Here is a 25,863-nt window from a genome sequence, read left to right on the forward strand (position 1 = left end):
CCATGACCGCTGACGCGACACCCACGCTGGTCGAGGAGAGGGAACCGGCGGCCGGTCCCCGGGTACGCAAGGGCTCCGCGTACCCGCGGTACCTGGCGGGCAAAGTGGCCGGGGCCGCCGTATCGCTGCTGGCCGTGCTCGTCACCAGCTTCTTCCTCTTCCGGCTGATCCCCGGCGACCCGGTGAAGACCATGACGGGCGGCCGTCAGGTGTCGGCCGAGCAGCTGGCCGCCTACCGCAGGGAGTTCGGGCTCGACCTGCCCCTGTGGCGGCAGTTCACCGACTACTGCGGCAAGGCGCTCACGGGCGACTTCGGGACGTCGTACCAGTTCCGCTCGCCCGTCGTCGACAAGATCACCGAGGCGCTGCCGAACACCCTCCTGCTCACCGGGACGGCCTTCGTCCTGTACACCGCGCTGGGCATCTTCCTCGGCACGCGCTCGGCGTGGCGGCGCGGCACGGTCGGGGACCGGGTCAACACCGGTCTCGCGCTGACGCTGTACTCCATCCCGTCCTTCTGGCTCGGGCTGCTGCTGATCATCGTGCTGTCGGTGGGCATCGGCCCGCTCCCCGGGATGTTCCCCACCGGCGGCATGGAGTCGGGCGGCAAGGAGGGCTTCGCGTACGTCCTCGATGTGGCGCACCATCTGGTGCTGCCGGTGGTGACGCTGGTGGCGGTGGAGTACGGGCAGACGCTGCTGGTCACCCGGTCGGCGCTGCTGGACGAGATGGGCAGCGACTATCTGACGACCGCGCGGGCCAAGGGGCTGCGGGACGATCTCGTACGCCGCCGCCATGCCGTGCCGAACGCGCTGCTGCCGACCGTGACACTGATCTTCATCAACCTCGGCCGGACGGTGGCGGGCGTGATCCTCGTGGAGACCGTGTTCTCCTGGCCCGGGCTCGGCGGGCTGTTCTACCAGGCGCTGAGCGTGCCCGATCTGCCGCTGGTGCAGGGTCTGTTCTTCGTGTTCGCCGCCGCGGTGATCGTGATGAACACCCTCGCCGACCTGGTCTATCCGCTGCTGGACCCCCGGGTGGCCCGATGACGACGACAACCGACCCGGCCGCCCTGAGCCCGCGCGCCCTCGCCCGCCGGCGCCGCCGGGCCTCCGTGGCGCGCTTCTGGCGGCAGTACCGCGCGGAGCGGGCGGGGCTGTACGGCCTGACCGCGCTGGCGCTGTGCGCGCTGCTGGCGTTGTTCGCGCCGCTGTTCGTCGGCTCGGACGTGAGCAGTGTGACCGAGGCGCCGGGGCGTCCGATGCAGAGCCCGAGCGCCGAGTTCCCGCTCGGCACCGACCAGTTCGGCCGTGACCTGCTGGGCCTGGTGATCTGGGGCTCGCGGGTGTCGCTGCTGGTCGGGCTGCTGGCCGCCGTGCTGTCGGTGGCGATCGGCACCCTGATCGGGGTGACGGCCGGGCATTTCAAGGGCTGGTACGCGACGGTGATGATGCGGATCACCGACTGGTTCCTGGTCATGCCGACGCTGGTGCTGGCGATCGCCCTGGCCACCGTGATGTCCCGCTCGCTCACCACGACCGTGGTGGCGATCGGCGTCACCACCTGGCCGACCACGGCCCGGCTGGTCCGGGCGCAGACACTCGCGGTGGAGACCCGGCCGTACATCGAGCGGGCCAAGGCGCTCGGCGGCGGGCACGGGCACATCATGTCCCGGCACGTCCTGCCCAACGTCATGCCGCTGGTGCTGGCCCAGACGACCCTGATCATCTCCTCGGCGATCCTCGCCGAGGCGACACTCGCCTTCCTCGGCCTGGGCGACCCCACGGTCGTGTCGTGGGGCGGGCTGCTTCAGGACGCGCGGGAGGCGGGCGCGGTCAGTGCCGGGGACTGGTGGTACCTGGTGCCGCCGGGCATCGCCATCGCCGTGGTGGCGCTGGCGTTCACGCTGTGCGGGCGGGCCGTGGAGTCCGTCCTCAACCCCAGGCTGGGGGTGTCGCGTTGAGTCTGCTCGACGTCAGGGATCTGACGGTGACGTACGCGGGCGGGGCGGCCGCCGTGCGCGGCGTCGACCTGCGCCTGGACGCGGGCCAGAAGCTCGGCCTGGCCGGCGAGTCCGGCTGCGGCAAGTCCACCCTGGCCCTGGCCCTGCTGCGGCTGCTGCCGACGGGCACCCGGATCACCGGGGAGGTGCTCCTCGACGGCGAGGACGTGCTGACGATGAAGTGGGGCCGGGTACGGGCGGTCCGCTGGGCCGGGGCCTCCGTCGTCTTCCAGGGCGCGATGCACTCGCTGAACGCCGTGCACCGCATCGGCGACCAGATCGCCGAGCCGATCCTGCTGCACAGGAAGGCCACTCCGGCCGGGGCGAAGAAGAAGACCGGCGAGCTGCTGGAGCAGGTCGGCCTGCCCGCGGCCCGCGCGGACGCCTATCCGCACGAGCTGTCCGGCGGCCAGCGCCAGCGCGTCATGATCGCCATGGCGCTGGCCTGCGACCCCCGGCTGGTCATCGCCGACGAGCCGACCACCGCGCTCGACGTGATGATCCAGGCGCAGATCCTCCGGCTCATCGAACAGCTCGTGGCCGACCAGGACCTCGGTCTGATCATGATCAGCCACGATCTGGCGGTCCTCGCCGACACCTGCGACCGGCTGGCGGTGATGTACGCGGGCCGGGTGGTCGAGGAGGGCCTGGCCGCCGAGGTGTACGAGAACGCCCGGCACCCCTACGCCAAGGCCCTCTCCGCCGCCTTCCCGCGCATCGGCGACCCCGCGTCCCGCTTCGCTCCGCAAGGCCTGGCGGGCGACCCGCCCGACCCGGCCGCACTGCCGTCCGGCTGCACGTTCCACCCCCGGTGTCCGGTGGCACTGGAGACGTGCGCCGAGGAGGACCCGGTGCTGCGCGAGGCCGGGCCCGAACGCCGGGCGGCATGCGTCCTGGTCGGCGATCCGGTGAACGAGGCGCGCGAGAATCCCGACGCCTTGGAGGAAGCGAGGCCCGGCACGCCATGACCATCTCCCCCACGGCATCCGACGTCACCACGGCACCCCTGCTCAGCGCCCAGGGCCTGTACGTCACCTTCCCCGGCCGGCACGGCGGGCCCCGGGCCCGCGCGGTGGACGGCGTGGACCTCGACATCCGGTCCGGCGAGATCGTCGCGCTGGTCGGCGAGTCCGGCTGCGGCAAGACGACCCTGGCCCGCTCCCTGCTGGGCCTGGTCCAGCCGACCGCGGGCCGTGTCACCTTCGACGGCCGCCCCCTGGACTACTCCGGCCGCTCCCTGAAGGCGTACCGCAAACGCGTCCAGCTGGTGCTGCAGGACCCGAGCGGCTCGCTCAACCCACGGCACACGGTGTACGACGCGGTCGCCGAGGGCCTGCGCATCCACGGCTACGGCGGCGACGAGCGGACCGCGGTCGCCGAGGCCATGTCCCGGGCCGGGCTACGGCCCCCGGAGCGCTTCTTCCTGCGCTATCCGCACGAGCTGTCCGGCGGGCAGCGCCAGCGGGTCGTCATCGCGGGCGCGCTCGTCCTCCAACCCGAACTCCTCGTCGCCGACGAGCCGGTGGCATCCCTCGACGCCTCCGTACGCGGCGAGATCCTCGCCCTGCTGCTGCGGCTGCGCACCGAGCTCGGCCTGTCCGCGCTGGTCGTCACCCACGACCTGGGCCTGGCATGGAACATCGCCGACCGGGTCGCCGTGATGTACCTGGGCCGGATCGTGGAGACGGGAGCGGTGGAACAGGTACTGACCGCACCCCGGCATCCGTACACCCAGGCCCTGCTGTCCGTACTCCCGGAGGCCCCGGGCGCCCCGGTGATCCTCACGGGCGAGCCCCCGGACCCGTCACGGGTACCGAACGGCTGCCGCTTCCATGTGCGTTGCCAGATCCTCGCCGGAGGTGAGGCGGCCCGGGCGGGGGTGGCGGACGCATGTAGGGGCCAGGACTTGGAGGTGCTGAGCGGGGGCGGAGATTCGCAGGTGGCCTGCCATTGGGCAGCAGCGACATCGCCCTGAAGGGGCGCGGGGAACTGCGCGACAAGCCACAGCGCACCCGCACACGGCCCACAAGAGGACTAAACAGCCCCGTCCGCCGCCACCAACTCCCGACACTTCTTGACGTCCTGCCCCATCTGCTCCAGCAGAGCGTCCAACGTGTCGAACTTGGCCTGCCCCCGCACAAACGCCAAGAAATCAACGGCGACATGCAACCCGTACAGATCCAGCCCGACCCGGTCGATGGCATAAGCCTCCACCGTCCGCTCGGTCCCCTCGAACTGCGGATTCGTCCCGACGGAGATCGCCGCCGGCATCACTTCACCCTGGGCATGCAGCCACCCGGCATACACACCGTCGGCCGGAATGGCCGTGTGCGGCAGCGTCTCGACATTGGCCGTCGGAAAGCCCAGCTCGCGCCCGCGCTGGGCACCGCGGACGACGACACCCTCGACCCGGTGCGGACGCCCCAGGATCTCCCCCGCACCCTCGACATCGCCCTCGGCGACCAACCGCCGCGTCAGCGTGGAGGAGAACGGCTCCCCACCGCCCGCCTCACCCGTCACGTACAGGTCGACGACCTCGACCTCGAAGTCGTAGGTCTTGCCCTGCGTGGCCAGGAACTCCACGTTGCCCGCGGCCTTGTGGCCGAAGCGGAAGTTGGGGCCCTCGACGACGGCCTTGGCGTGCAGCTTGTCGACGAGCACCTTGACGACGAAGTCGGCCGGGGAGAGCTTCGAGAACTCGGTCGTGAAGGGGAGGATGAGCACCGCGTCCACGCCCAGGTCGGCCATGAGTTCGGCGCGGCGGTGGTGCGGGGCGAGCAGCGGAGGGTGGCTGCCGGGCCGGACGACCTCGCTGGGGTGCGGGTCGAAGGTGACGATGACGGCGGGCACCCCCAGCTCCCGGGCGCGGTTCACGGCATGCCGGATGATCAGCTGGTGTCCGCGGTGGACTCCGTCGTAGGAGCCGATGGTGACGACGCTGCGCCCCCAGTCCTGGGGGATGTCCTCCAAGCCACGCCAGCGCTGCACTGTGCCTGCTCCTTGTCGAAAGCTCGTCGAAACGTGTCCGTGGTTGCCTCGTGCGCAGGTCTAAGGGTGCCATGCCGCATGCTTTCGGCCCGCATCGGCATGGTCAGGCGGGGACGCGTACGCCCGCCAGGTTCTCGATCATCCGGTGGGAGCTCGGCCCGACCAGCGCCGCCCACTCCTCGGGCGCGTCGGCCAGCCAGCGGGCCGCGCGGGCGGCGAAGCCGGGCACGTGCCGGCCCAGATCGACCAGGGCGCGGTCGAAGCGGCCGGCGCCCTCCGGGGTGCGGACGAGGAGCAGGCCGACGCGGTGGACGAGTTCGCGCAGGTCGTCGCCGCTGGTGCGGGCGGCGGCCTGGAGCAGCGCGTCCAGTACGTCGGTGTCGTGCTCGCGTGCCAGGAGCGCGTCGCGCAGTTCGCGGCGCAGCGGGCGGGAGGCGGGGATCCCGGGTGGGGTGAGGACGGTGGCGAGGGCGCAGCGCAGCCGGACCGTCCCGCCGTCCAGCAGGCCGGTGACCAGGGGCAGCAGCACGGCCCGGGCTTCCGGGCCGCGGTCGAGCCGCTGGTCGACGTAGGCGGCCGTCTGCCCGGCGAGTTCCGGCCGCTGCTCCGTCGCCTCCCGGATCAGTGCGGCGACCCGCCGGGCGAGGCCGGGCGGGGTGGCGTCGGCGAGCGCCCGCAGTGCCTCCTCGGCGTCCGGCCGCCGCAACCGGGCCGCGTAGGCGCCGAGGACCGGCTCGGGGTGGGCCAGAAGGGCAGCGGCGGGCACGTCCTGAGGGAAGCGCGGGTCGCCCGCCGCGAAGCGCTCCAGGGCCCGGGGGAGGTACTTGGCCCGGGTGTGCGGGTCCTGGACGAGGAGGGCGAGGGCGCCGCCGTGCAGGGCGTGGCCGGCGGGGCGGGCGAGCAGGGCGAGGGCCGCGTAGCGCAGGAGGGCGCGGTCCTCTCCTGTGCTCGCGTGGGGTGCGACGCGCAGTCCGTGCGTCACCGCGGCGTCCCGGCGCGCGGGCCGCTCGTCGAGCGCCCAGCGGTCCACGGCCCGGCACATCGCCGACGGTTCCTCCTCGGCCAGCGCGGCGAGCAGTTCGTCGGCCCGGACGTGCGGGCGGGCGACGAGCACGTCCGTCAGCTGGTCCAGGGCCCGTCGGCGGTGGGTGTGCAGCAGCGCCTGCGCGGCCGTGGCCACGGTCGCGTGCGGGGTGGCGGGCAGTGGCTGCTCGTCGTCGAACCAGTCGGCGAGCAGTGGTTGCACGCCCGTGGGGTCGGCGGTGAGCAGCCGCGCGACGGCGTCGAGGAAACGGGGACCGGCCTCGCACGGCGGGCCGTCGGCGTGGACCAGCCGCCGCAGCAGCCCGAGGCGCACGTCCGTCGGCAGGCGTACGTCGCTCCAGAATCCGGGCCCGACCTCCTCCGGTACGGGCCGCTCCTGCCGCCGCCAGGCCACGATCCGGTCGGCGAGCAGCCGCAGCACCTCGGTGTACGGCGTCGCGTCGGGCAGGGCCGACAGGGTCCCGGCGAGCAGCCGGGCGGCCCACCAGGACCGAGGGTCGGCGTCCAGGGCGTGCACCAGGTCGGCCAGCCGGCCGGCCAGCGGACCGGTGCCGTGCTGGCGGGCGAGGAGCAGCAGGGCCTGGACCACGGGCCCGACGCGATGGTGCGGCACGGGGTCGGACTGCGGTTCCCCGCCGTGGTGGACGAGGGCCCGCAGAGCCTCGTCGAGGTCGAGGTGCGCGCCCTGGAGCCAGTCGGCGAGTTCCTCGTGGGCGAAGCGGTAGCCGGTTCCGGCGGGCACGAGCAGGCCCTCGGCGAGGACGGCCCGCGCCCATCCGGTGCCGCCACCGAGCCGCGCGGGGGCAGGCCCCCACGGGAACACCGCCTCGAACGCCTCCCGGTCCACATCCCCCGACCCGGGACCGAGACCACGCCGGGCGGCCTCGTGCACCTGCCCCGCGACCTTGGCGGCCAGCCGCCGTACGGCACTACCGCGCAGGCCGTTCTCGGCGGCCAGGCGTGCGGCGATGCGCAGGGACATCAGATCCAGGTGTGCCGCGAAGACGTCGTGCCGGTCGACGGTGGCGACGGGCACATCCGCCACCCCGTCCTGCCGGGCGACCGTGCCGACCGGCACGCCCGGGGCATCGGCGAAGGCTGCCCGGATCCCGGAGAGCAGGCCGAGGGCGAGGGGATGCCGGGCGTCCGTGTCGGCGAGGGCGCCGTCCGGGATGCCGTGCCGCTGTCGGGCCTCCCGGGCCTCGTCCTCGGTGAGATCGCCGAGGCGTACACACGCGGGCCGCGCCCCCGCACCGTCCGCCCCGTGCAGTGCCTCGGCCGGGAACGGCGCCTCCTCCCAGTACTCCGCCCTGCACGCCACCACCAGCCGCACTCCCGTCTTCCGCAGCCACCGCACCGTCCCCTCCGTCCACGAGCCCGGACGGCGGGCCAGGGCGGGCGGCATCTCCTCGGGGGCGTCGAGGAGCAGCAGCAGAGGACGGCCGAGGGCACGGGCATGGCCGGTGAGGCGTTCGGGGGTGGTGTCGCCCAGGTCGGCCGGGAAGGGGGCGCGGTCGGCTGCCACGGCCAGGGCGGCCCGGGCCAGTGCCCGGCCCACCGCGTCCGCCACCGACGCGTCGTCGTCCCACAGTTCGGACCCGCGCAGCCACAGGGTGGGGTGCCCGCCACGACCCCGGCGGGCCGCGAGTGCGGCGAGTTCCGTCGTACGGCCGCTGCCCGGCGGTCCGACGAGGCCGAGGACGGCGGCCGGGCCCGTCGTGAAGGCGCTGAACTCGGCTGCCACGGCCGCTCGTTCGACCGGTTCCGGCCGGAGGTGGGCAGGGCCGTCCTGGGCCGCCGAGGTGCCGGTCAGCTCCAGCACCCCGGCCAGGTTGAGGTCGGCGCCGTACGCGGGGACCGTCGCCGCGTTCTCGGCGAGCAGTTCGGCGAGCGGGCCCGCCGCCCCGGGGAGCCCGGGACGCAGGGGCACGGCGAACCCGACGTCGCGGTGGTCGGAGCTCAGCGCCGTACCGAGCACACCGACGACGGCACCGGTGGCGGCGTCGAGCACGGGGCCGCCGGCCGCCCCACCGGCCGGCCGCAGGGCATCCCGCCCGGCCGTGCCGACCGCCAGCTCCAGCGCGTCGAGGCGGTGGACCCGGTTGGTGGCCGTGTACGTCGCGGCGGCCGAGCCCAGGACACGTGCCTCGCGCCAGCCGCCGGCGGCGATCCGCACATAGGTGCCCGTCCGGGTGCCGTCCCGCACGGTGACCGGCAGCGGCGGCGCGTCGAGGCCCTCGGTCCGTACGAGGGCGAGGCCTAGGGCGGGCAGCGGGGTGACCGCGTCGGCGGTCACGGCACGGCGTTGGTCCCCGGCCCCGTGCAGGACGAGCCGGGGCAGTCCGTCGACGGTCTCGTGGCTGGTGACGACCGTGCCGTGGTGGTCGGCCAGGAAGCCGGTGCCGCGGGGGCGGCCGGCGAGGTCGTGGATGCGGACGAGGGCTTCGCCGGGGGCCGGGCCCGCCTGCTCCGCCTCGGCTGTTGCCTGATCCGACGCCATCGTCGAGCCTCCCCGCCGTACACCCGTGCCCTCGCGTTCGACGGTAGGGGCGAGATGATCAGCGGGACAGACCGCTCGGTGAAAGCGCCCCCTTCCGCTCCCCCCGTTCACTCCGAGCGCCCGCACGCACGGGTGAATCAACGGGGACGGCTGGATACACCCTAGGGGTGGGGGAACCGAGGGGGGACCGTGGAGCGGCGACAGTGGAGGTACCCCGTGGTCGCCGCTCCACGGGCGGACACCGCTCCCCCGGTCCCGCCCGTCAGCTGAAGACGGCCAGGCTCTTGGCCTTGCCCCGCTCCTGCTCGACGAGGGCGAGGAAGCGGCCCTCCGGGTCGAAGACGGCGACGGGGCCGGAGCCCGCGTACTCGTCGGGCATCTCCAGGCGTACGCCGTTGGTGAGCAGCTTGGCCCGCCGGGCGTCGACGTCCCAGCGCGGGAACGCGGCCGTCGCGGCCTCCGCGATCGGCATCACGGTCAGCTCCTGCTGGTGCTGGTCGAGCGTGCGGGCCGCGTCCAGCTTGTAGGGGCCGACGCGGGTCCGGCGCAGGGCGGTGAGATGACCGCCGACGCCTAGGTCGGCGCCCAGGTCGCGGGCCAGGGCCCGGATGTACGTACCGGAGGAGCAGACGACCGACACGACCAGGTCGAGTACGGGTGTGCCGTCCTCGGCGACGGCGTCCCTGACGTCGTACACGCTGAAGGAGGAGATCGTGACGGGCCGGGCCGGGATGTCGAACTCCTCGCCCTCCCTGGCCCGCTTGTAGGACCGCACCCCGTTGATCTTGATGGCGCTGACCTTGGACGGCACCTGCATGATGTCGCCGCTCAGCTTGGCCACACCGGCGTCGATGGCCTCGCGGGTGACCTCGGAGGCGTCGGCGGAGGAGGTGAGCTCCCCCTCGGCGTCGTCCGTGAGGGTGTTCTGCCCGAGCCGGATGGTGCCCAGGTATTCCTTCTCGGTCAGCGCGAGGTGGCCGAGGAGCTTGGTCGCCTTCTCCACGCCGAGGACGAGGACGCCCGTCGCCATAGGGTCGAGGGTGCCGGCGTGCCCGACGCGTCGTGTTCTGGCGATGCCGCGCATCTTGGCGACGACGTCGTGCGAAGTGAAGCCCGACGGCTTGTCGACGATGACGAGGCCGTCGGGCGTGGTGTGCTTCTGGGTCATTCGGCGGTGTCGTCCGTCTCGTCTTCCTCGCCCGGCTTGCGGTACGGGTCGGCTTCGCCGGCGTACTTCTTGCCGGCGGAGGCCTCGCGGACCTTCTCGTCGGACTGGCGCGCCTTGTCGAGGAGGTCCTCGATGTTCCGGGCCGTGTCGGGGAGGGCGTCCATGACGAAGGTCAGGGTCGGCGTGAACTTCACGCCGGCGGCCCGGCCCACCTCGGAGCGCAGGATGCCCTTGGCGCTCTCCAGGCCGGCTGCGGCCTCGTTGCGCTCTTCGTCGTCTCCGTACACGGTGTAGAAGACGGTCGCTTCCCGCAGGTCACCCGTGACCCGGGTGTCCGTGATGGTGACGTGCGAGCCGAGCCGCGGGTCCTTGATCCCGCGCTGCAGCTTCTGGGCCACCACCTCTCGGATGAGGTCCGCCAGCCTTTTAGCCCGCGCGTTGTCGGCCACTGGTCCGTCTCCCGTTCTTTCCTGTCTGGGTCGTTCTCTGGGTCGTCAGTCGTCTTCGCCGTGGAAACGCCGCCTGACGGACAGCAGTTCCACCTCGGGGCGGGCGGCGACCAGCCGTTCGCACCGGTCGAGTACCTCGCTCAGGTGCCCCGCGTCGCCGGATACCAACGCGAGGCCTACGACGGCCCTGCGGTGGAGGTCCATATGGTCCACCTCGGCCGCGCTCACCGCGTACTTGCGCTGGAGCTCGGCGACGATGGGGCGGACGACGGAGCGCTTCTCCTTCAGCGACCGGACGTCGCCGAGGAGCAGGTCGAAGGACAGAGTCCCCACGTACATGTGTATCCGGATGACCCGCCGGTACGGGATCGATGGCCCTGCGGTTGGGTGGCAGGGACATCAAGAACGGTACCGCGAACCTGGCGGTGGCTCGACGGGGTTTCCTTTGCCCACCCACCCGCCCGACACGGTCGGCCAAGAGGCCGGGCCCCCTGGGGCTCCGCCCCAGACCCCGACCCGGTGGGTGGGAAGTGCTGCCCAGGGCTCCGCCCTGGACCCGGCGGGGACTACGTCCCCTGCACCCCTCACGGGGCTTCGCCCCAGCACACCGACCAGCTCACCTCAGCACCCGACCAGTTCGCCCAGCACCCGCTCGGCACGCCCCGCGGCATACCGATCCAAGTACCTCGACACCCTGCTCAGCGCGCCTCAGCACCAGACCGGCCTGTCTCAGCACCCGACCAGTTCGCCCAGCACCCGCTCGTCGCAGGCCTGAGCACCCCGGTCCAAGTACTTCGACGCACCACCCGGCACGCCTCAGCAGCCCAGTCCGAATGCCGCAGCACCCAAACCGTCACCTCAGCGACCTGGTCCGAGAGGCTTCAGCACCCAACCCGGCACGCCTCAGCAACCTGGTCCGAGTCGCCTCAGCAACCAAACCCGGCACGCCTCAGCGCCCGGCCTGAACCCCTCGCCGCCCTACCCGGCACGCCTCAGCAGCCCCGTCAGAGTGCCTCAGCGCCCCGACCGGCCCGCCTCAGCAACCCGGCCCGAACACCTCGCCGCCCTACCCGGCCCGCCTCAGCAGCCCGGTCAGAGTGCCGCAGCGCCCCGACCGGCCTGCCTCAGCACACCGGCCCGAACACCTCAGCACCCAACCCGGCCCGGCAACCCGGCCCGAACACCTCAGCACCCGTACCGGCCTGCCAACGGCCAGCCGGCCGACGCGGCGTATGCCGCGTCGGCCGGTTGGTGGGAGCCGGGGGTCAGACCCGCGGCTTCTCTCGCATCTCGTACGTCGCGATGACGTCGTCGACCTTGATGTCGTTGAAGTTGCCGAGGTTGATACCGCCCTCGAACCCTTCGCGGATCTCGGTGACGTCGTCCTTGAAGCGACGCAGGCCCTCGATGTTGAGGCTCTCCGCGACGACCTTGCCGTCGCGCAGCAGGCGGGCCTTGGTGTTCCGCTTGACCTCGCCGGAGCGGATGAGAACACCCGCGATGTTGCCCAGCTTGGACGACTTGAAGACCTCGCGGATCTCCGCCGTACCGAGCTCGACCTCTTCGTACTCCGGCTTGAGCATGCCCTTGAGGGCCGCCTCGATCTCCTCGATCGCCTGGTAGATGACCGAGTAGTAGCGGACGTCCACACCCTCGCGCTCGGCCATCTGCTGCGCACGCCCGGCGGCGCGCACGTTGAAGCCGATCACGATGGCGTCGGAGCCCATCGCCAGGTCGATGTCGGACTCCGTGACCGCACCGACGCCGCGGTGCAGGACCCGGATGTCGACCTCTTCGCCGACGTCCAGCTGGAGCAGCGAGGACTCCAGCGCCTCGACGGAACCAGAAGCGTCACCCTTGATGATGAGGTTGAGCTGCTGGACCTCGCCGGCCTTGAGCACCTTGTCCAGGTCCTCGAGGGAGACGCGGCGCGTGCGCTTGGCGAACGCGGCGTTGCGCTCACGGGCGGCGCGCTTCTCGGCGATCTGACGGGCCGTACGGTCCTCGTCGACCACCAGGAAGTTGTCGCCCGCACCCGGGACGTTGGTCAGGCCCAGGACCTGAACCGGCGTCGAGGGACCGGCCTCGGAAACGCTGTTGCCGTTGTCGTCGTGCATCGCCCGGACTCGGCCGTACGCGTCGCCGACCACCATGGTGTCGCCGACCCGCAGCGTGCCTCGCTGGACGAGGACCGTCGACACGGCACCGCGGCCGCGGTCGAGACGGGACTCGATCGAGATGCCCTGCGCGTCCTGGTTCGGGTTGGCCCGCAGGTCGAGCGAGGCGTCGGCCGTGAGGACCACGGCCTCCAGCAGGGAGTCGATGTGCAGACCCTGCTTGGCGGAGATGTCGACGAACATGGTCTCGCCGCCGTACTCCTCGGCCACGAGGCCGTACTCGGTCAGCTGACCGCGCACCTTGGTCGGGTCCGCGCCCTCGACGTCGATCTTGTTGACCGCGACGACGATCGGGACCTCGGCCGCCTTGGCGTGGTTGAGCGCCTCGACCGTCTGCGGCATGACGCCGTCGTTGGCCGCGACCACCAGGATCGCGATGTCGGTCGACCTCGCACCACGGGCACGCATGGCGGTGAACGCCTCGTGACCCGGGGTGTCGATGAAGGTGATCTTGCGCTCTTCCTCGTTGACCTCGGTCGCGACCTGGTAGGCACCGATGTGCTGGGTGATGCCGCCGGCCTCGCCCGCGATGACGTTCGTCTTGCGGATGGCGTCGAGGAGCCGGGTCTTACCGTGGTCGACGTGACCCATGACGGTGACGACGGGCGGGCGGACCATCAGGTCCTCCTCGTCGCCCTCGTCCTCGCCGAACTCGATGTCGAAGGACTCGAGGAGCTCGCGGTCCTCCTCCTCCGGGCTGACGATCTGAACCGTGTAGTTCATCTCGCCGGCGAGGAGCTGGAGCGTCTCGTCGGAGACGGACTGCGTGGCAGTGACCATCTCGCCGAGGTTCATCATGACCGCGACGAGCGACGCCGGGTTGGCGTTGATCTTCTCCGCGAAGTCGGTGAGGGAGGCACCGCGCGACAGGCGAACGGTCTCGCCGTTGCCGCGAGGCAGCATCACACCGCCGACCGACGGGGCCTGCATGGCCTCGTACTCCTGGCGCCTCTGCCGCTTCGACTTGCGGCCGCGACGGGCGGGACCGCCCGGACGACCGAAGGCACCCTGCGTGCCACCACGGCCACCGGGACCGCCGGGACGACCACCGAAGCCGGGACGACCGCCGCCACCGGGACCACCCGGACGACCGGCGAAACCGCCGCCACCGCCACCGGGACCACCGGGACGGCCTGCGAAACCGCCGCCGCCACCCGGACGACCGGCGAAGCCGCCGCCACCCGGGCGACCGCCGCCGCCACCGGGACGACCGCCGCCACCGGGACCGCGGCCGCCGGGGCCACCGCCGCCGGGACGCGGGCCGGCAGCGGGACGCTGCGGCATCATGCCGGGGTTCGGACGAGGACCGGCGGAGCCGCCGCCGGGACGCGGGCCGCCACCCTGCGGACGCGGCATCGAGCCCGGGCTCGGACGGTTACCGCCCGGAGCCTGCGGACGCGGACCGCCGCCGCCCTGGGCGCCGGGCGCCTGGGGACGGGGACCGCCACCCTGGCCGCCGGGGCCGGGACGGCCGCCCTGCGGACGGGGCGCCTGCGGGCGCGCCATGCCGGTGGAGCCACCGGAGGTGAAGGGGTTGTTGCCCGGACGCGGACCGGCCGGACGGGAACCGCCCTGACGCGGCGCCGGAGCACCGGGACGCGGGCCACGCTCGCCACCGGGACGGCCCTGGCCGCCCTGGCCCTGGCCGGGACCGCCGGAGGGGCGGCCACCACCGGGCTTGGGGGCACCGGGGCGCCCGCCTGCGGGCTTCGGCGCGGCCGGGGACGGAGCCGCAGCGGGCGGCGCCGTGAACTCGGGCGCGGCCGGGGCCGGACGCGGCGCGGGCTTGGGGCCCGGCGTCGGACGCGGACCCGGGGTCGGCGCGGGGGCCGACGGGGCCGCGGGGGCCGACGGCTCCTGGGCCGCGGCGGGCTTGGGTGCGGCCGGCGGCTTCGGGGCAGCCGGACGCGCCGCCTGCGCCGGAGAGGGCGCGGCGGGACGGGGGGCGGCCTTCTTGGGGGCTGCGGGCTTCGCGGACTTGCCGTTGCCACCGCCCTGGAAGGCGTCAGTCAGTTTGCGTACGACGGGCGCTTCGATCGTCGAAGACGCCGAACGGACGAATTCACCGAGTTCCTGGAGCTTGGCCATGACGACCTTGCTCTCGACACCGAACTCCTTGGCGAGTTCGTAGACCCGGACCTTAGCCACTTCGCTCCTTTGAGGTCCGGGTTACGTCCGGACCGTCGCTAGTTCATGGGCGTACTCATCGCGTACTCATCGAGTGCTCATCGCAATCTCGACCTGCTTTCGACTCGCGAGGTACCAAGCCGCACGGTGTTCCGTGCGACACGTCTTTACCGTGTTGCCTGGTCGGCAACTGTTGTCTGCTCGACGTATCGGCGCAACGCCTTTGTGTCGAGCGGTCCCGGGGCGCGCAGTGCCCTCGGGAACGCCCGTCGGCGTACCGCCTGGTCGAGACAGATCTGGGCGGGGTGTACGTACGCACCCCGGCCGGGCAGCGTACCGCGAGGATCAGGGGCGCATGCGTCCTTGATCAACACGATCCGCAACAGATCGGCCTTGGCCGCTCGCTCCCGACACCCCACACAAGTGCGTTCAGGGCATGCGCGGACGCGCGTCCGGCCAGACACCGTTAAGTCTACCTCCCCGTACGCTCCTCACCCCTTTGGGGCAGGATTCGAACAGTTGCCGCGCATGAACCTGTCGTGATCTGAACGACCCGCGGCTTGGATCTATTCCCCGGAACCGTCCGCGGAGCCGTCACCGGCGCCGTTCCCGGCCGGTTCCGTGTCCGGGCGGATGTCGATCCGCCAGCCGGTCAGCCGGGCGGCGAGCCGGGCGTTCTGCCCTTCCTTGCCGATGGCCAGGGAGAGCTGGTAGTCGGGCACGGTCACCCGGGCCGACCTGGTCGCCAGGTCCACGATCTCCACCTTGGAGACACGGGCCGGGGACAGCGCGTTCGCCACCATCTCGGCCGGGTCCTCCGACCAGTCGACGATGTCGATCTTCTCGCCGTTCAGCTCGCCCATCACATTGCGCACCCGGCCGCCCATGGGGCCGATGCAGGCGCCCTTGGCGTTCAGGCCGGAGCGAGTGGAGCGTACGGCGATCTTCGTGCGGTGACCGGCCTCGCGGGCGATCGCGGAGATCTCCACGGACCCGTCGGCGATCTCCGGCACCTCCAGGGCGAACAGCTTCTTCACCAGATTGGGGTGCGTACGGGACAGGGTCACGGACGGGCCGCGGACGCCCTTGGCCACCCGGACGACGTACGACCGCAGGCGCATGCCGTGCTGGTACGTCTCGCCCGGCACCTGCTCCTGCACCGGCAGGATGGCCTCGAGCTTGCCGATGTCGACGAGCACGTTCTTCGGGTCGCGGCCCTGCTGGACCACACCGGTGACGATGTCGCCCTCGCGGCCGGCGTACTCACCGAGCGTCGCGTCGTCCTCGGCGTCGCGCAGGCGCTGCAGGATGACCTGCTTGGCCGTGGTGGCGGCGATACGGCCGAAGCCCGTGGGGGTGTCGTCGAACTCGCGGGCCTCCTGGCCCTCCTCGAGGTCGTCGGGGTCCTCCTTCGCCCACACGGTCACATGGCCGCTCTGCCGGTTGAGCTCCACGCGCGCGTGACGGCGGCTTCCCTCGGTGCGGTGGTAGGCGATGAGGAGGGCCGACTCGATCGCCTCGACCAGCAGGTCGAAGGAGATCTCCTTCTCCCGAACCAAGCCCCGCAGGGCGCTCATGTCGATGTCCACGGCTACGCCTCCTCTTCCTTCTTGTTGTCCTTGCGGCTGAACTCGACCTGGACACGCGCCCGGACGATGTCGTCGAAGGCGAGTCTGCGCGCGGTGGGCTTGCGGCCCTTGACTCCGGGGATCTCGGTGTCGACACCGTCGTCGTCGACCTTCAGGATCCGGGCGAGAAGCTCGCCGCCCTCGGCCAGCTGGAACTTCACCAGGCGGTCCGTGGCGCGCACGTAGTGCCGGTGTTCCGTCAGGAGACGCTCCGCGCCGGGGGTGCCGACCTCGAGGGTGTACTCCCCCTCGCCCATCGCGTCCGACTCGTCGAGCTTCGCCGAGAGCACGCGGCTCACATCGGCGATCTGGTCCAGGTCGGCGCCCGTGTCCGAGTCGACGACCACACGCAGCACACGCTTGCGTCCGACGGAGTCCACTTCGATCTCTTCGAGGTCCAGGCCCTGAGAGCTGACGAGCGGTTCCAGTAGTTCTCGCAGCCTCTCGCTCTGGGTGGTGCTCATCCGGGTGACTCCTCGGCCGCGTGTGCTGTTGTGGGATGGGGCGCGTGTCTGGTCAAAGGGTATCCGGTCGCAAGGTGTGTTGCCGTCCACCCGGTGACGAACGGTGCCGCTGAGTGGTCCCGGGCGACAGCCCGGGTACCGTGATCACGGGCGTGCAGCCCTGTCAGTCGCTTCTTTCTCGTACGAGCCCCCCGAGGACGTCTGAAGTGCCGTTTTCCCCATCGCCACGCGCCCGCTCGGGACCGCGCAGAAGGAGTCTGCTCGCCGTCGGCCCGGCGGCCCTCGCCCTGGCCGGCTGCACCGCCGGCGGCGAGGACTCCGGTGACCCGGGCGACGGCCCGTCGGCCGCCGACCGCCGGGCACGCGCGCGTGCGGCGCGGGACAGCGAGGAACTGGCCGAGCGGTACGACGCGGTGATCGCCGCCCGCCCGGAGCTCGCGGAGCGGCTGCGGCCGCTGCGGGGGGAGGTCGTACGGCACGCACGGGCGTTCGACGGCGGCCGAAAAGCGTCTCCCTCACCTGCTGTCTCCCCTTCCGCCTCCTCCGCCTCCTCCGCCTCATCGTCCCCCTCGGCCGCTGCTGTGCCGGGGAACGACCGGGACGCGCTCGCCGTGCTCGCCGCGGCGGAGCGGGACCTCGCCGACCGGCGGGCGAAGGCGCTGGTCGGGGTGGACGGCGAGCTGGCGCGGCTGCTGGCCTCGGTGGCGGCCGCCGGGGCGGCGCACGTCTATCTGCTGACGGAGGGGGACGCGTGAGCGACGCGAAGGACCAGGAACTGCGGGCTCTCCAGGCGGCGCTGGCCGCCGAGCACGCGGCGGTGTACGGGTACGGCGTCGTCGGCGGGCGGATCGGCGATGGGCAGCGCGTCGAGGCACGGACGGCGTATGACGCGCACCGGGCGCGCAGGGACGCGCTGGCGCGCGAGGTGAAGGACCTGGGCGGCAGGCCCGCGGCGGCGGCCGCCGGGTACGCGCTGCCGTTCCCGGTGGCGGACTCCGCGGCCGCGGTGCGGCTCGCCGCCGAGCTGGAGGACCGGGTGGCCGGGGTCTACTCCGACCTGGTGCGCGCGGCGGGCGGCGGGCGGCGGATGCTGGCCGCCGAGGCGCTGCGGGAGGCCGCGGTGCGGGCGGTGCGCTGGCGCGGCGAGAGCGTAGCCTTCCCTGGGCTCGCCGAGCGGGCGGACACGGCTCCGCCCGCGGCCGCGCCCACGCCGTGACCCCGTAGGGCACGCACCGCGGACAGTACGAAGGGAACGCTCGCGCATGGTTTTCGAACCGCCGAACCGCCTGGTCAGGGCGCTCGGTGAGACGGCACCGGACGGTGACGACTGGCTGGAGGAGCTGCCCGGGGCGGCGCGGCGGGCCGTCGCTCTACGCGAGTTGACCGTGGAACGGGTGCAGGTGCCCGGCGGGCGCAGCAGCCTGGTCGTCCTGGTGCGCACGGCCGACGGGACGCCCGCCGTGCTCAAGCTGGCGCCGGGCCGGGCCCGCCCGGAGGCGGAGCGGGCCGCGCTCGCCCACTGGGGCGGCCTGGGCGCCGTACAACTGCTGGAACCCTTCACCGCCGAGGGCGTGCTGCTGCTGGAGCGGCTGCATCCGGATGTGTCGGTGCGGTCGCTGCCGGAGGCGAAGGCGCTGCTGGAGGCGGCGGGGACGATGCGGCGGCTGTGGGTGGAGCCGCCCGCCGACTTCCCCTTCGAGACCGTGGCCGAGCGGACCGGGCGGCAGGCCGAGGCGATGCGGGCGCGGGCCCAGGCCGATCCCGAGGTGGCCCCGCTCGTCGACGTGGCGCTCGCGGCGCGTGAGCGGTTGCTGGCCGCGCCGCCCGAACACCGGCTGCTGCACGGCACGTTCCGGCAGAGCAAGGTGCTCGCCGGGGAGCGGATGCCGTGGCTGGCCGTGGGCCCCGACCCGGTGGTCGGCGAGTGCGCCTTCGATCTGGCCCGGCTGGTGCGCGACCGGGTGGAGGACCTGATCGCGCAGCCGTCGGGCGCGGCCACGACCCGGCGCCGGGTGAAGCGGCTGGCGGAGTCCCTGGACGTGGACCAGGAGCGGCTGCGCGGCTGGACGCTGTTCCGGGCCGTGGAGTCCGGTGTGCGGGCGGGGCGGGTGGGCCGGCCGCGCGACGCGGAGTTGCTGCTGGAGTTCGCGGCCTGGCTGTGAGCGCCCCGGAAGGACCGGAGCGCCCACAGGGGCGCATGCTCAGGCGGTGAGCCGGGCGACGGCCTCCTCGACCGTCAGCTCCTCGCGCTCGCCGGTGCGGCGGTCCTTCAGCTCCACCACACCGTCGGCCGCGCGCCGCCCGGCCACCAGGATCCGCGGTACGCCGATCAGCTCGGAGTCCGTGAACTTGACGCCCGGGGAGACGCCGGCGCGGTCGTCGACCAGGACCCGGACACCGGCCGCGGCCAGCTTCTGGGAGATGTCGAGGGCCAGTTCGGTCTGCAGGGCCTTGCCCGCGGCGACCACGTGGACGTCGGCCGGGGCGACCTCCTGGGGCCAGCACAGGCCCTTGTCGTCGGCGCTCTGCTCGGCGAGGGCGGCGACCGCGCGGGAGACGCCGACGCCGTAGGAGCCCATGGTGACGCGGACCGGCTTGCCGTTCTGGCCGAGGACGTCGAGCTTGAGGGCGTCGGTGTACTTGCGGCCGAGCTGGAAGATGTGGCCGATCTCGATGGCGCGGTCGAGGACCAGGCCGGTGCCGCACTTCGGGCAGGGGTCGCCCTCCTGCACGACCACGACGTCGACGTACGCGCCGACCTCGAAGTCACGGCCCGCGACGACGTTCTTCGTGTGCGTGCCGGCCTTGTTGGCGCCGGTGATCCAGGCCGTGCCGGGGGCCACGCGCGGGTCGGCGATGTAGGTGACCTTCTCCAGGCCCTGCGGTCCGACGTAGCCGCGCACCAGGTCGGGGCGGGCCGCGAAGTCCGTCTCGGTGACCAGCTCGACGGTGGCCGGGGCGAAGTGCGCCTCGACCTTGTCCATGTCGACCTCGCGGTCGCCGGGGACGCCGACGGCGACGATCTCGCCGTCGACCTTGACCAGGAGGTTCTTCAGCGTGGCGGAGGCCGGGACGCCGAGGGAGGCGGCGAGGGTCTCGATGGTGGGGGTGTCGGGGGTCGGGATGTCCTCCGCGGCCGGGAGGTCCGAGGCGTCGACGGACTTCAACTCGTAGGTGATCGCCTCGGTGTTGGCGGCGAAGTCGCAGTTCGGGCAGTCGGCGAAGGTGTCCTCGCCGGCCTCGGCCGGGGCGAGGAACTCCTCGGACTTGGAGCCGCCCATCGCGCCGGCGGTGGCGGCGCAGATGCGGTAGTCGAGGCCGAGGCGCGCGAAGATCTTCTGGTAGGCCTCGCGGTGCAGCGCGTAGGACCGGGCCAGGCCCTCGTCCTCGGTGTCGAAGGAGTAGGAGTCCTTCATCAGGAACTCGCGGCCGCGCAGGATGCCCGCGCGGGGCCGGGCCTCGTCGCGGTACTTGTGCTGGATCTGGTAGAGGATCACCGGCAGGTCCTTGTAGGAGGACGCCTGGTCCTTCACCAGCAGGGTGAAGATCTCCTCGTGGGTGGGGCCGAGCAGGTAGTCGCCGCCCCTGCGGTCCTGGAGACGGAACAGCTCGGGGCCGTACTCGTCCCAGCGGCCGGTGGCGTCGTAGGGCTCACGCGGCAGGATGGCGGGGAGCAGCACCTCCTGGGCGCCGATGGCGTCCATCTCCTCGCGGACGATGCGCTCCACGTTGGCCAGGACCCGCTTGCCGAGCGGCAGCCAGCTCCAGATGCCGGCGGCGGTGCGGCGTACGTACCCGGCGCGGACGAGGAGCTTGTGGCTGAGGACCTCGGCGTCCGCCGGGTCGTCGCGCAACGTCTTCGCCATCAACTGGGACATGCGCTGGACCGGTACGTTCGCCATCGTTTAGCTCCTGCTGCGTGTAGGTGATGGCAGGAGGTTATCCGGGGGGTACGGGGCGGTGGAAATCGGTTAGCGGCGCAGGAGCGGGAGCGGAGCGCCCATCACGGCGTACGGCTTCGGGGCGCTGGGGAAGAGGACCTGGCGGGCCAGGTCCCGGTAGCCGAGGGAGCGGTAGAGGGCGCGGGCGGGGCTCTCGGTGTCGATCGCGGAGAGGATCGAGCGGGGTTCGGCGGCGCCGTCGGTGATGGTGGTGATCAGGGTGCGTCCGATGCCGCGGCTCTGGTGGGCGGGGTGGACGTGCAGTTCGGTGATCACGAAGGAGTCGTCGAGCCAGTGGTCGTAGTGGTTGGCTCTGAGGTACGGCTCCACGACGGTGGACCACCAGTGGGTGCGGTCGTTGGGCATGCCGTAGACGAAGCCGACGAGGTCGCCGTCGGCTGTCGCGCCGAGGGCGCGGGCGCCCGGGTAGGTCATGTGGCGGAGGACGATCTGGCGGCGGACGGCTACCTCGTCCGGGCCTAGGCCGAAGGCCACGGCTTGGATGGCCAGCGCCTCGTCTACGTGGGCGGAGAGGTCGAGTGGGCCGATCACCAGGTCCATGGCGGGGAGCCTACAGGGGGGTTTCGGTTGTCGGCCGGGTGGCGGCTTGGATGTGGCTGGTCGCGCAGTTCCCCGCGCCCCTTTCGGGGCGCTTCAGAACAGCACGCTCATGAAGGCTCCCACTTCCTGGAAGCCCACTCGCTGGTACGTCCTTCTGGCCGCCGTGTTGAAGTCGTTCACGTAGAGGCTGACCACCGGGGCGACGTCGGCCAGGGCATAGCGGAGGACGGCTGCCATGCCGGGGGCCGCCAGGCCTGTGCCGCGGTATTCGGGGGCGACCCAGACGCCCTGGATCTGGCAGGCGCGGTCCGTCGCGGCGCCGATCTCCGCCTTGAAGACGACCTTGCCGTCCGCGTCGAAGCGGGCGAAGGCGCGGCCGGAGCCGACGAGTTCGGCGACGCGGGCCTGGTAGAGGAGGCCGCCGTCGCCGGCGAGCGGGGAGATCCCGACCTCCTCGGTGAACATCGCCACGCACGCCGGCATGAGCGTTTCCATCTCGTCCTTGCGGACGCGGCGGACGTAGGGGTCCGGGGCGATACCGGCCGGCAGGCCGTCGGTGACCATGAGCGGCTGCCGGCGGCGGACGTCGCGGGCCGGGCCCCACTGGGGTTCCAGCAGCCGCCACAGGTCGGCGGTGGACCCGGCGGGCCCGACGATGGAGGAGCAGCGGCGGCCGGCCCGGCGGGCCCGGTCGGCGAAGGCGCGGACGGCGCGCGGGCCGGCGCAGATCGGGACGAGGTTGGCGCCCGCGTAGCACAGGGACGTCAGCATGCCGTCCTCGTACCAGCCCCACATCTCGCCGCCGAGCCGCCACGGGTCGAGGCCGGCGATCTGCACCCTGGACGTCACGAAGGCGTTCGCGACCGGCTCACGGTCGAGTACGGCGAGCGCGGCATCCAGGTCGCTCGGTTCGAGGACCCGTGAGGTGGTCTGCGTCAACACGTGCGGGGCCCTCACACACTGGGGTCGGCTGATCCTCGCACTGTACCTGGCGGAGCTGGGCGGTGCCGCCGCGCTCGACGCCCTGAGACAGGCGAGGCCGGTACGGGCCGCTCTCACCCGTCGTCGAGCCGCTTCCTGAGCCGGCTCACCTCGTCCTGGAGGCCGCTCACCATCCGGTACAGCGCCTGCACGGCGACGACGGAGACACCGTTGACGTCGATGGGGTGGATGGTCCGGTCGTCGGCCCCCAGGCCGAACGCGGCGTACCAGTCCTGCGCCATGGGGCCGAGGTGCCGTACGCCCTCTTCGCCGCGGTAGCTCCAGGTGCTCACGGGCAGGGTGGCGACGGCACGCAGTACGGCGTAGCCGTCGTCGGGAGCGTGCGTGCCGGGGTCCGGTTCGGCGCACCAGGTGACGGGTTCGACGGCCGATTTGAGGGCCCGGTCGCTCTGCCCGCCTCCCGCCTCGAACGACGTGCCGTACGGAGGCCGACGCACCACGACGGGGCGATCCGCCGTCACGCTCTCCCGCTTCCGCTGTTCGACGCTCCGCAGGACTGCCCTGCCCAGCACCGTTTCCGGGTGGTCGTCCCCCAGAACCCTGCGGAGTGACTGGACGACCCGCGCGCACAGCCACCGGGCCTCCTCGGCGCCCTCGGCTTCGAGGGTGGCGATGGCGAGGTTCATCCGCACGCGGAGGGTCTCGGGGTGTTCCTCTCCCAGGGTCTCGCCGAAGTCGCGGGCGAGCTCCCGGAACAGCCCGAGGGCCGCGAGAGGACCGTCGAGCGTGGCCCGAACCGCCGCGTGGTTGGAGCGTGCCTGCAGCGTATGGGGGTGCACGCGGCCGAGGTGCCGCTCCCGGCGGGTCACGACGTCCCGCAGGCCGGCGATCGCCGTGTCCGGATCGAGGTCCAGCCCGCACAGCGCCTGGACCTCGGCGGCCTCGGTGCTCAGGGGGTGGTCCGGTCCGAGCAGCCGCTCGGAGCGCTGCCGCACGGCCGTGGCCATGGGGAGCGCCTCTTCGGCCGAGCCGCGCCGCTGGTTCCAGTAGGCCAGCGATGTGCGGACACGCAGGCTTGTGGGATGGCCCTGGCCCAGGGCGGTGTCGGAGTCGTCGGCGAGCCGGGCGAGCAGCGAGCACGCCGCGTCGTGCTCGCCGGCGCGTGCTGTGGCCCAGGCGTGGGAGTGCCGGGCGTCGAGCGTGGCCGGGGCCGTCGGTCCGAACGCCTGGATCACGTCCGGCAGCAGCTGGTCCAGCTCGATGTGCGCGTGGATCCAGTTGCCCGACCGCCCTCCCGTGCGGGCCATGCCCCAGCGGGCGAGCAGCCAGAGCATCTCGTTCCGGTCGGAGTGCGCGGCCTCGCGGTGGGCGGTCCGGGCGTAGAGCCGGTTGGCCTCGTGCCAGCAGCCCGTGTGCCCGAGCCAGAGGGCCTCCCGCAGGGCGGCGAGCCGGGTGAGGATGTGATCCGGTCCCAGGTGGCGTGCGCAGTCCGTGTGCAGACCGGCCGTCAGCTCCAGCGCGCGGCGGACGTCGTGGGTGTGGCCGGTCCAGAACGCGAGCGCGTGCCGGGCGGCCAGGGTTCTGGCGTCGGCCGCGCCGAACTCGGCTTCGGCACCGGAGGCGAGTCGCGAGGCGGCATCGCGGGCCAGTTCGGGTTCGCAAGCGGCGCTGAGCCTGGCGACCGCCTCCGCCAGCGCGTCGAGTCGCTCCTGGCCCTTCGGCCAGCCCGCCAGCTCCTGGGCCGAGGAGTGGGCCAGCACGGCGTCGGCGGCTCCGTCCCAGCCGCCGATCCAGGTGTCCGCCGGCAGACGCGGGACGAACTCCCTGCTCGGTCTGCGGGTGGTCCCCTGGCGGTCGCGGAGAGTCTGCCAGGACCTCTGCCACCGGGTGTGATCGATCTCGAGGGGATGGCCGTTGGCCCCGGCGAGGGACTCGATGCAGCGCAGGAGCGCCCCGATGGTCTCCCAGTCGCCGTTGCCGACGCCGGCCTCACGGTCCCTCAGGTAGCCGTAGAGGGTCTCGCGCCCGACGGGGATGGTCCGGACCACCTGCGCGACGGTGACCTCGCCCTCGTTCATGAGCCGGGCAAGCTCCGCCCGGAAGTGCCGCCACGTCTCCACGGTGCCCTCTCGACGACCGGTCCGGGACAGGTGTCCATGGTGTCCGGCCGTCCGGGAGGGCGTCCAGCGGATCGCATCAGTCCGGATCCGGTGTCCCGGACATCCGGGCTTTCCCCGTCCGGGGGCGGCTCGCGGTGAACTCGTCCCAGGTGCCCGGCACGGCTGCCGGGCGGTTCTGGGAGGTGCCGTGTTTCGCTACGCCGCCGGTCTGATCGACGGTTCACCGGTCGTCGCCGTCCTGGCTCTCGCCGTGCTCACCGGACCGGTGCTGCTCCGGCAGCTGCTGCTCTTCCTCGGCTTCCGGTGGGCGCTGCGCGGCGCGCGGCAGGACTCCTCGCGGGTGTCGCTCTTCGCCGCGTACTCCACGGCCCTGACGGCACGCCGTGCGCGCGGGACGCGCCGCCGGTGAGCGGGACTGTGTCCGCCGGCGGTCTGCGCGCGGTCAGCCCGCGACCGCCACCGACGGCTCGCCCGAGGCCACGCCGTCCGCCTCCATCTGTTCGGCCAGCTTCATGGCCTCCTCGATGAGGGTTTCGACGATCTTGGACTCCGGGACCGTCTTGATGACCTCGCCCTTGACGAAGATCTGGCCCTTGCCGTTGCCGGAGGCGACGCCGAGGTCGGCCTCGCGGGCCTCGCCGGGGCCGTTGACGACGCAGCCCATGACGGCGACGCGGAGGGGGACCTCCATGCCGGTCAGGCCGGCCGTGACCTCTTCGGCGAGCTTGTAGACGTCGACCTGGGCGCGGCCGCAGGACGGGCAGGAGACGATCTCCAGGCCGCGCTGCTTGAGGTTCAGGGACTCCAGGATCTGGAGGCCGACCTTGACCTCCTCGACCGGCGGGGCCGAGAGGGAGACGCGGATCGTGTCGCCGATGCCCTGGGAGAGCAGCGCGCCGAAGGCCACGGCCGACTTGATCGTGCCCTGGAAGGCCGGGCCCGCCTCCGTCACGCCGAGGTGCAGCGGGTAGTCGCACTGGGCCGCGAGCTGGCGGTACGCCTCGACCATCACGACCGGGTCGTTGTGCTTGACCGAGATCTTGATGTCCCGGAAGTCGTGCTCCTCGAAGAGGGAGGCCTCCCACAGGGCGGACTCGGCCAGCGCCTCGGGCGTCGCCTTGCCGTACTTCTGGAGCAGGCGCCGGTCGAGGGAGCCGGCGTTGACGCCGATGCGGATCGGGGTGCCGTGGTCGCGGGCCGCCTTGGCGATCTCCTTGACCTTGTCGTCGAACTGCTTGATGTTGCCCGGGTTGACGCGGACGGCCGCGCAGCCGGCCTCGATCGCGGCGAAGACGTACTTCGGCTGGAAGTGGATGTCGGCGATGACCGGGATCTGCGACTTGCGGGCGATGGTCGACAGGGCGTCGGCGTCGTCCTGCGTCGGGCAGGCGACGCGGACGATCTGACAGCCGGAGGCGGTCAGCTCGGCGATCTGCTGGAGGGTGGAGCCGATGTCGGACGTACGCGTCGTCGTCATCGACTGCACCGAGACGGGGGCGTCTCCGCCGACCGCCACGGCCCCGACCTGGATCTGGCGGCTCTTCCGGCGCTCGGCGAGCCTGGTCGGTACGGACGGCATGCCGAGAGAAATCGCAGTCATCTGCTGTGCAACCCCAAGTCGTGGATCAAGGTCCGGTCCCGTGAGCAGCGGGCTCCGAGCTTCGAGATTACGGCACATGGCCGGGGCCGGGCACATCCCACCCGCATCCCCACCCAATGGGGGCGGCCCGGCACGAAGTGTGCCGGGCCGCC

General features: G+C 72.6%; 22 protein-coding genes. 8 read left to right on the forward strand and 14 right to left on the reverse strand.

Annotated features, from left to right (window positions below; all coding sequences use genetic code 11):
- Positions 1-2 precede the first annotated feature (2 nt).
- Genes NNW99_RS09105 through NNW99_RS09120 form a run of 4 tightly spaced genes read left to right on the forward strand, consistent with a single transcriptional unit; the run spans position 3 to position 3,977 of the window.
- Positions 3-1,049 (forward strand): ABC transporter permease, encoded by a 1,047-nt coding sequence (locus NNW99_RS09105; protein WP_215118199.1) that lies wholly within the window; start codon positions 3-5, stop codon positions 1,047-1,049.
- Positions 1,046-1,963 carry an ABC transporter permease gene (locus tag NNW99_RS09110; protein ID WP_215118200.1) on the forward strand — a complete coding sequence of 306 codons (918 nt, stop codon included), beginning with the start codon at positions 1,046-1,048 and terminating at the stop codon, positions 1,961-1,963. Before NNW99_RS09105 ends, NNW99_RS09110 begins: the two co-directional genes overlap by 4 nt.
- Entirely contained in the window at positions 1,960-2,970 is a 1,011-nt protein-coding gene (locus NNW99_RS09115; protein ID WP_215118201.1) for an ABC transporter ATP-binding protein, read from the forward strand. The genes NNW99_RS09110 and NNW99_RS09115 overlap by 4 nt, the downstream gene beginning before the upstream one ends.
- Positions 2,967-3,977, forward strand: a complete 1,011-nt coding sequence (locus NNW99_RS09120) for an ABC transporter ATP-binding protein (RefSeq protein WP_215118202.1) — start codon at positions 2,967-2,969, stop codon at positions 3,975-3,977. The genes NNW99_RS09115 and NNW99_RS09120 overlap by 4 nt, the downstream gene beginning before the upstream one ends.
- 59 nt (positions 3,978-4,036) lie before the next feature.
- Here the strand turns inward: NNW99_RS09120 and NNW99_RS09125 are convergent, their stop codons facing one another.
- From NNW99_RS09125 to rimP, 9 genes are all read right to left on the reverse strand, one after another.
- Positions 4,037-4,990: a bifunctional riboflavin kinase/FAD synthetase gene (locus NNW99_RS09125; RefSeq protein ID WP_215118203.1), complete on the reverse strand. Its 954-nt coding sequence runs from the start codon at positions 4,988-4,990 to the stop codon at positions 4,037-4,039.
- 103 nt (positions 4,991-5,093) lie between these two features.
- On the reverse strand, positions 5,094-8,534 hold the full coding sequence (locus tag NNW99_RS09130; RefSeq protein ID WP_251057750.1) for a serine protease: 3,441 nt from the start codon (positions 8,532-8,534) through the stop codon (positions 5,094-5,096).
- Between the two features lie 262 nt (positions 8,535-8,796).
- Positions 8,797-9,702 (reverse strand): tRNA pseudouridine(55) synthase TruB, encoded by a 906-nt coding sequence (gene truB / locus NNW99_RS09135; RefSeq protein ID WP_215118204.1) that lies wholly within the window; start codon positions 9,700-9,702, stop codon positions 8,797-8,799.
- Positions 9,699-10,151 (reverse strand): 30S ribosome-binding factor RbfA, encoded by a 453-nt coding sequence (gene rbfA, locus NNW99_RS09140; protein ID WP_215118205.1) that lies wholly within the window; start codon positions 10,149-10,151, stop codon positions 9,699-9,701. The genes truB and rbfA overlap by 4 nt, the downstream gene beginning before the upstream one ends.
- A 45-nt stretch (positions 10,152-10,196) precedes the next feature.
- Positions 10,197-10,490: a DUF503 domain-containing protein gene (locus NNW99_RS09145; RefSeq protein WP_184598380.1), complete on the reverse strand. Its 294-nt coding sequence runs from the start codon at positions 10,488-10,490 to the stop codon at positions 10,197-10,199.
- Positions 10,491-11,416: 926 nt separating this feature from the next.
- On the reverse strand, positions 11,417-14,476 hold the full coding sequence (infB, locus tag NNW99_RS09150) for a translation initiation factor IF-2 (protein WP_215118206.1): 3,060 nt from the start codon (positions 14,474-14,476) through the stop codon (positions 11,417-11,419).
- Between the two features lie 146 nt (positions 14,477-14,622).
- The gene (locus NNW99_RS09155) at positions 14,623-14,919 is read right to left on the reverse strand and encodes a YlxR family protein (protein WP_215118207.1); all 297 of its coding nucleotides are present in this window, start codon (positions 14,917-14,919) and stop codon (positions 14,623-14,625) included.
- Positions 14,920-15,021: 102 nt separating this feature from the next.
- Positions 15,022-16,044, reverse strand: a complete 1,023-nt coding sequence (gene nusA / locus NNW99_RS09160) for a transcription termination factor NusA (protein ID WP_215118208.1) — start codon at positions 16,042-16,044, stop codon at positions 15,022-15,024.
- Positions 16,045-16,046: 2 nt separating this feature from the next.
- Positions 16,047-16,547: a ribosome maturation factor RimP gene (gene rimP, locus NNW99_RS09165; RefSeq protein ID WP_215118209.1), complete on the reverse strand. Its 501-nt coding sequence runs from the start codon at positions 16,545-16,547 to the stop codon at positions 16,047-16,049.
- A 206-nt stretch (positions 16,548-16,753) separates the two neighbouring features.
- On the opposite strand from rimP, the gene NNW99_RS09170 reads away from it, so the two are divergent.
- From NNW99_RS09170 to NNW99_RS09180, 3 genes are read left to right on the forward strand one after another with little or no spacing between them, the layout of a single operon-like run.
- Positions 16,754-17,302, forward strand: coding sequence for a hypothetical protein (locus NNW99_RS09170; protein ID WP_215118210.1), 549 nt, complete (start codon positions 16,754-16,756; stop codon positions 17,300-17,302).
- Entirely contained in the window at positions 17,299-17,763 is a 465-nt protein-coding gene (locus tag NNW99_RS09175; protein ID WP_215118211.1) for a ferritin-like domain-containing protein, read from the forward strand. Before NNW99_RS09170 ends, NNW99_RS09175 begins: the two co-directional genes overlap by 4 nt.
- Before the next feature lie 46 nt (positions 17,764-17,809).
- The gene (locus NNW99_RS09180) at positions 17,810-18,709 is read left to right on the forward strand and encodes an aminoglycoside phosphotransferase family protein (RefSeq protein WP_215118212.1); all 900 of its coding nucleotides are present in this window, start codon (positions 17,810-17,812) and stop codon (positions 18,707-18,709) included.
- A gap of 39 nt (positions 18,710-18,748) precedes the next feature.
- Here NNW99_RS09180 and NNW99_RS09185 read toward each other — a convergent pair whose 3' ends face one another.
- The 4 genes from NNW99_RS09185 to NNW99_RS09200 form a co-directional block, all read right to left on the reverse strand.
- Positions 18,749-20,449, reverse strand: coding sequence for a proline--tRNA ligase (locus NNW99_RS09185; protein ID WP_215118213.1), 1,701 nt, complete (start codon positions 20,447-20,449; stop codon positions 18,749-18,751).
- A gap of 69 nt (positions 20,450-20,518) precedes the next feature.
- A complete protein-coding gene (locus NNW99_RS09190) occupies positions 20,519-21,049 on the reverse strand; it encodes a GNAT family N-acetyltransferase (RefSeq protein ID WP_215118214.1) in 531 nt (176 codons plus the stop codon).
- 93 nt (positions 21,050-21,142) lie between these two features.
- Positions 21,143-21,991: a GNAT family N-acetyltransferase gene (locus tag NNW99_RS09195; RefSeq protein WP_215118215.1), complete on the reverse strand. Its 849-nt coding sequence runs from the start codon at positions 21,989-21,991 to the stop codon at positions 21,143-21,145.
- Positions 21,992-22,104: 113 nt separating this feature from the next.
- Positions 22,105-24,111 (reverse strand): tetratricopeptide repeat protein, encoded by a 2,007-nt coding sequence (locus NNW99_RS09200; RefSeq protein ID WP_215118216.1) that lies wholly within the window; start codon positions 24,109-24,111, stop codon positions 22,105-22,107.
- Positions 24,112-24,298: 187 nt separating this feature from the next.
- Here NNW99_RS09200 and NNW99_RS09205 point away from each other — a divergent pair, with 187 nt between their 5' ends.
- On the forward strand, positions 24,299-24,520 hold the full coding sequence (locus tag NNW99_RS09205; RefSeq protein ID WP_215118217.1) for a hypothetical protein: 222 nt from the start codon (positions 24,299-24,301) through the stop codon (positions 24,518-24,520).
- 33 nt (positions 24,521-24,553) lie between these two features.
- On the opposite strand, the gene ispG is transcribed toward NNW99_RS09205, so the two are convergent.
- Complete coding sequence (gene ispG, locus NNW99_RS09210; RefSeq protein WP_215118218.1) at positions 24,554-25,711, reverse strand: flavodoxin-dependent (E)-4-hydroxy-3-methylbut-2-enyl-diphosphate synthase; 1,158 nt, start codon at positions 25,709-25,711, stop codon at positions 24,554-24,556.
- Positions 25,712-25,863: the final 152 nt, after the last annotated feature.

The organism is Streptomyces sp. CRCS-T-1 (assembly GCF_024442335.1).
GTDB classification, from domain to species: Bacteria; Actinomycetota; Actinomycetes; order Streptomycetales; family Streptomycetaceae; genus Streptomyces; species Streptomyces koelreuteriae.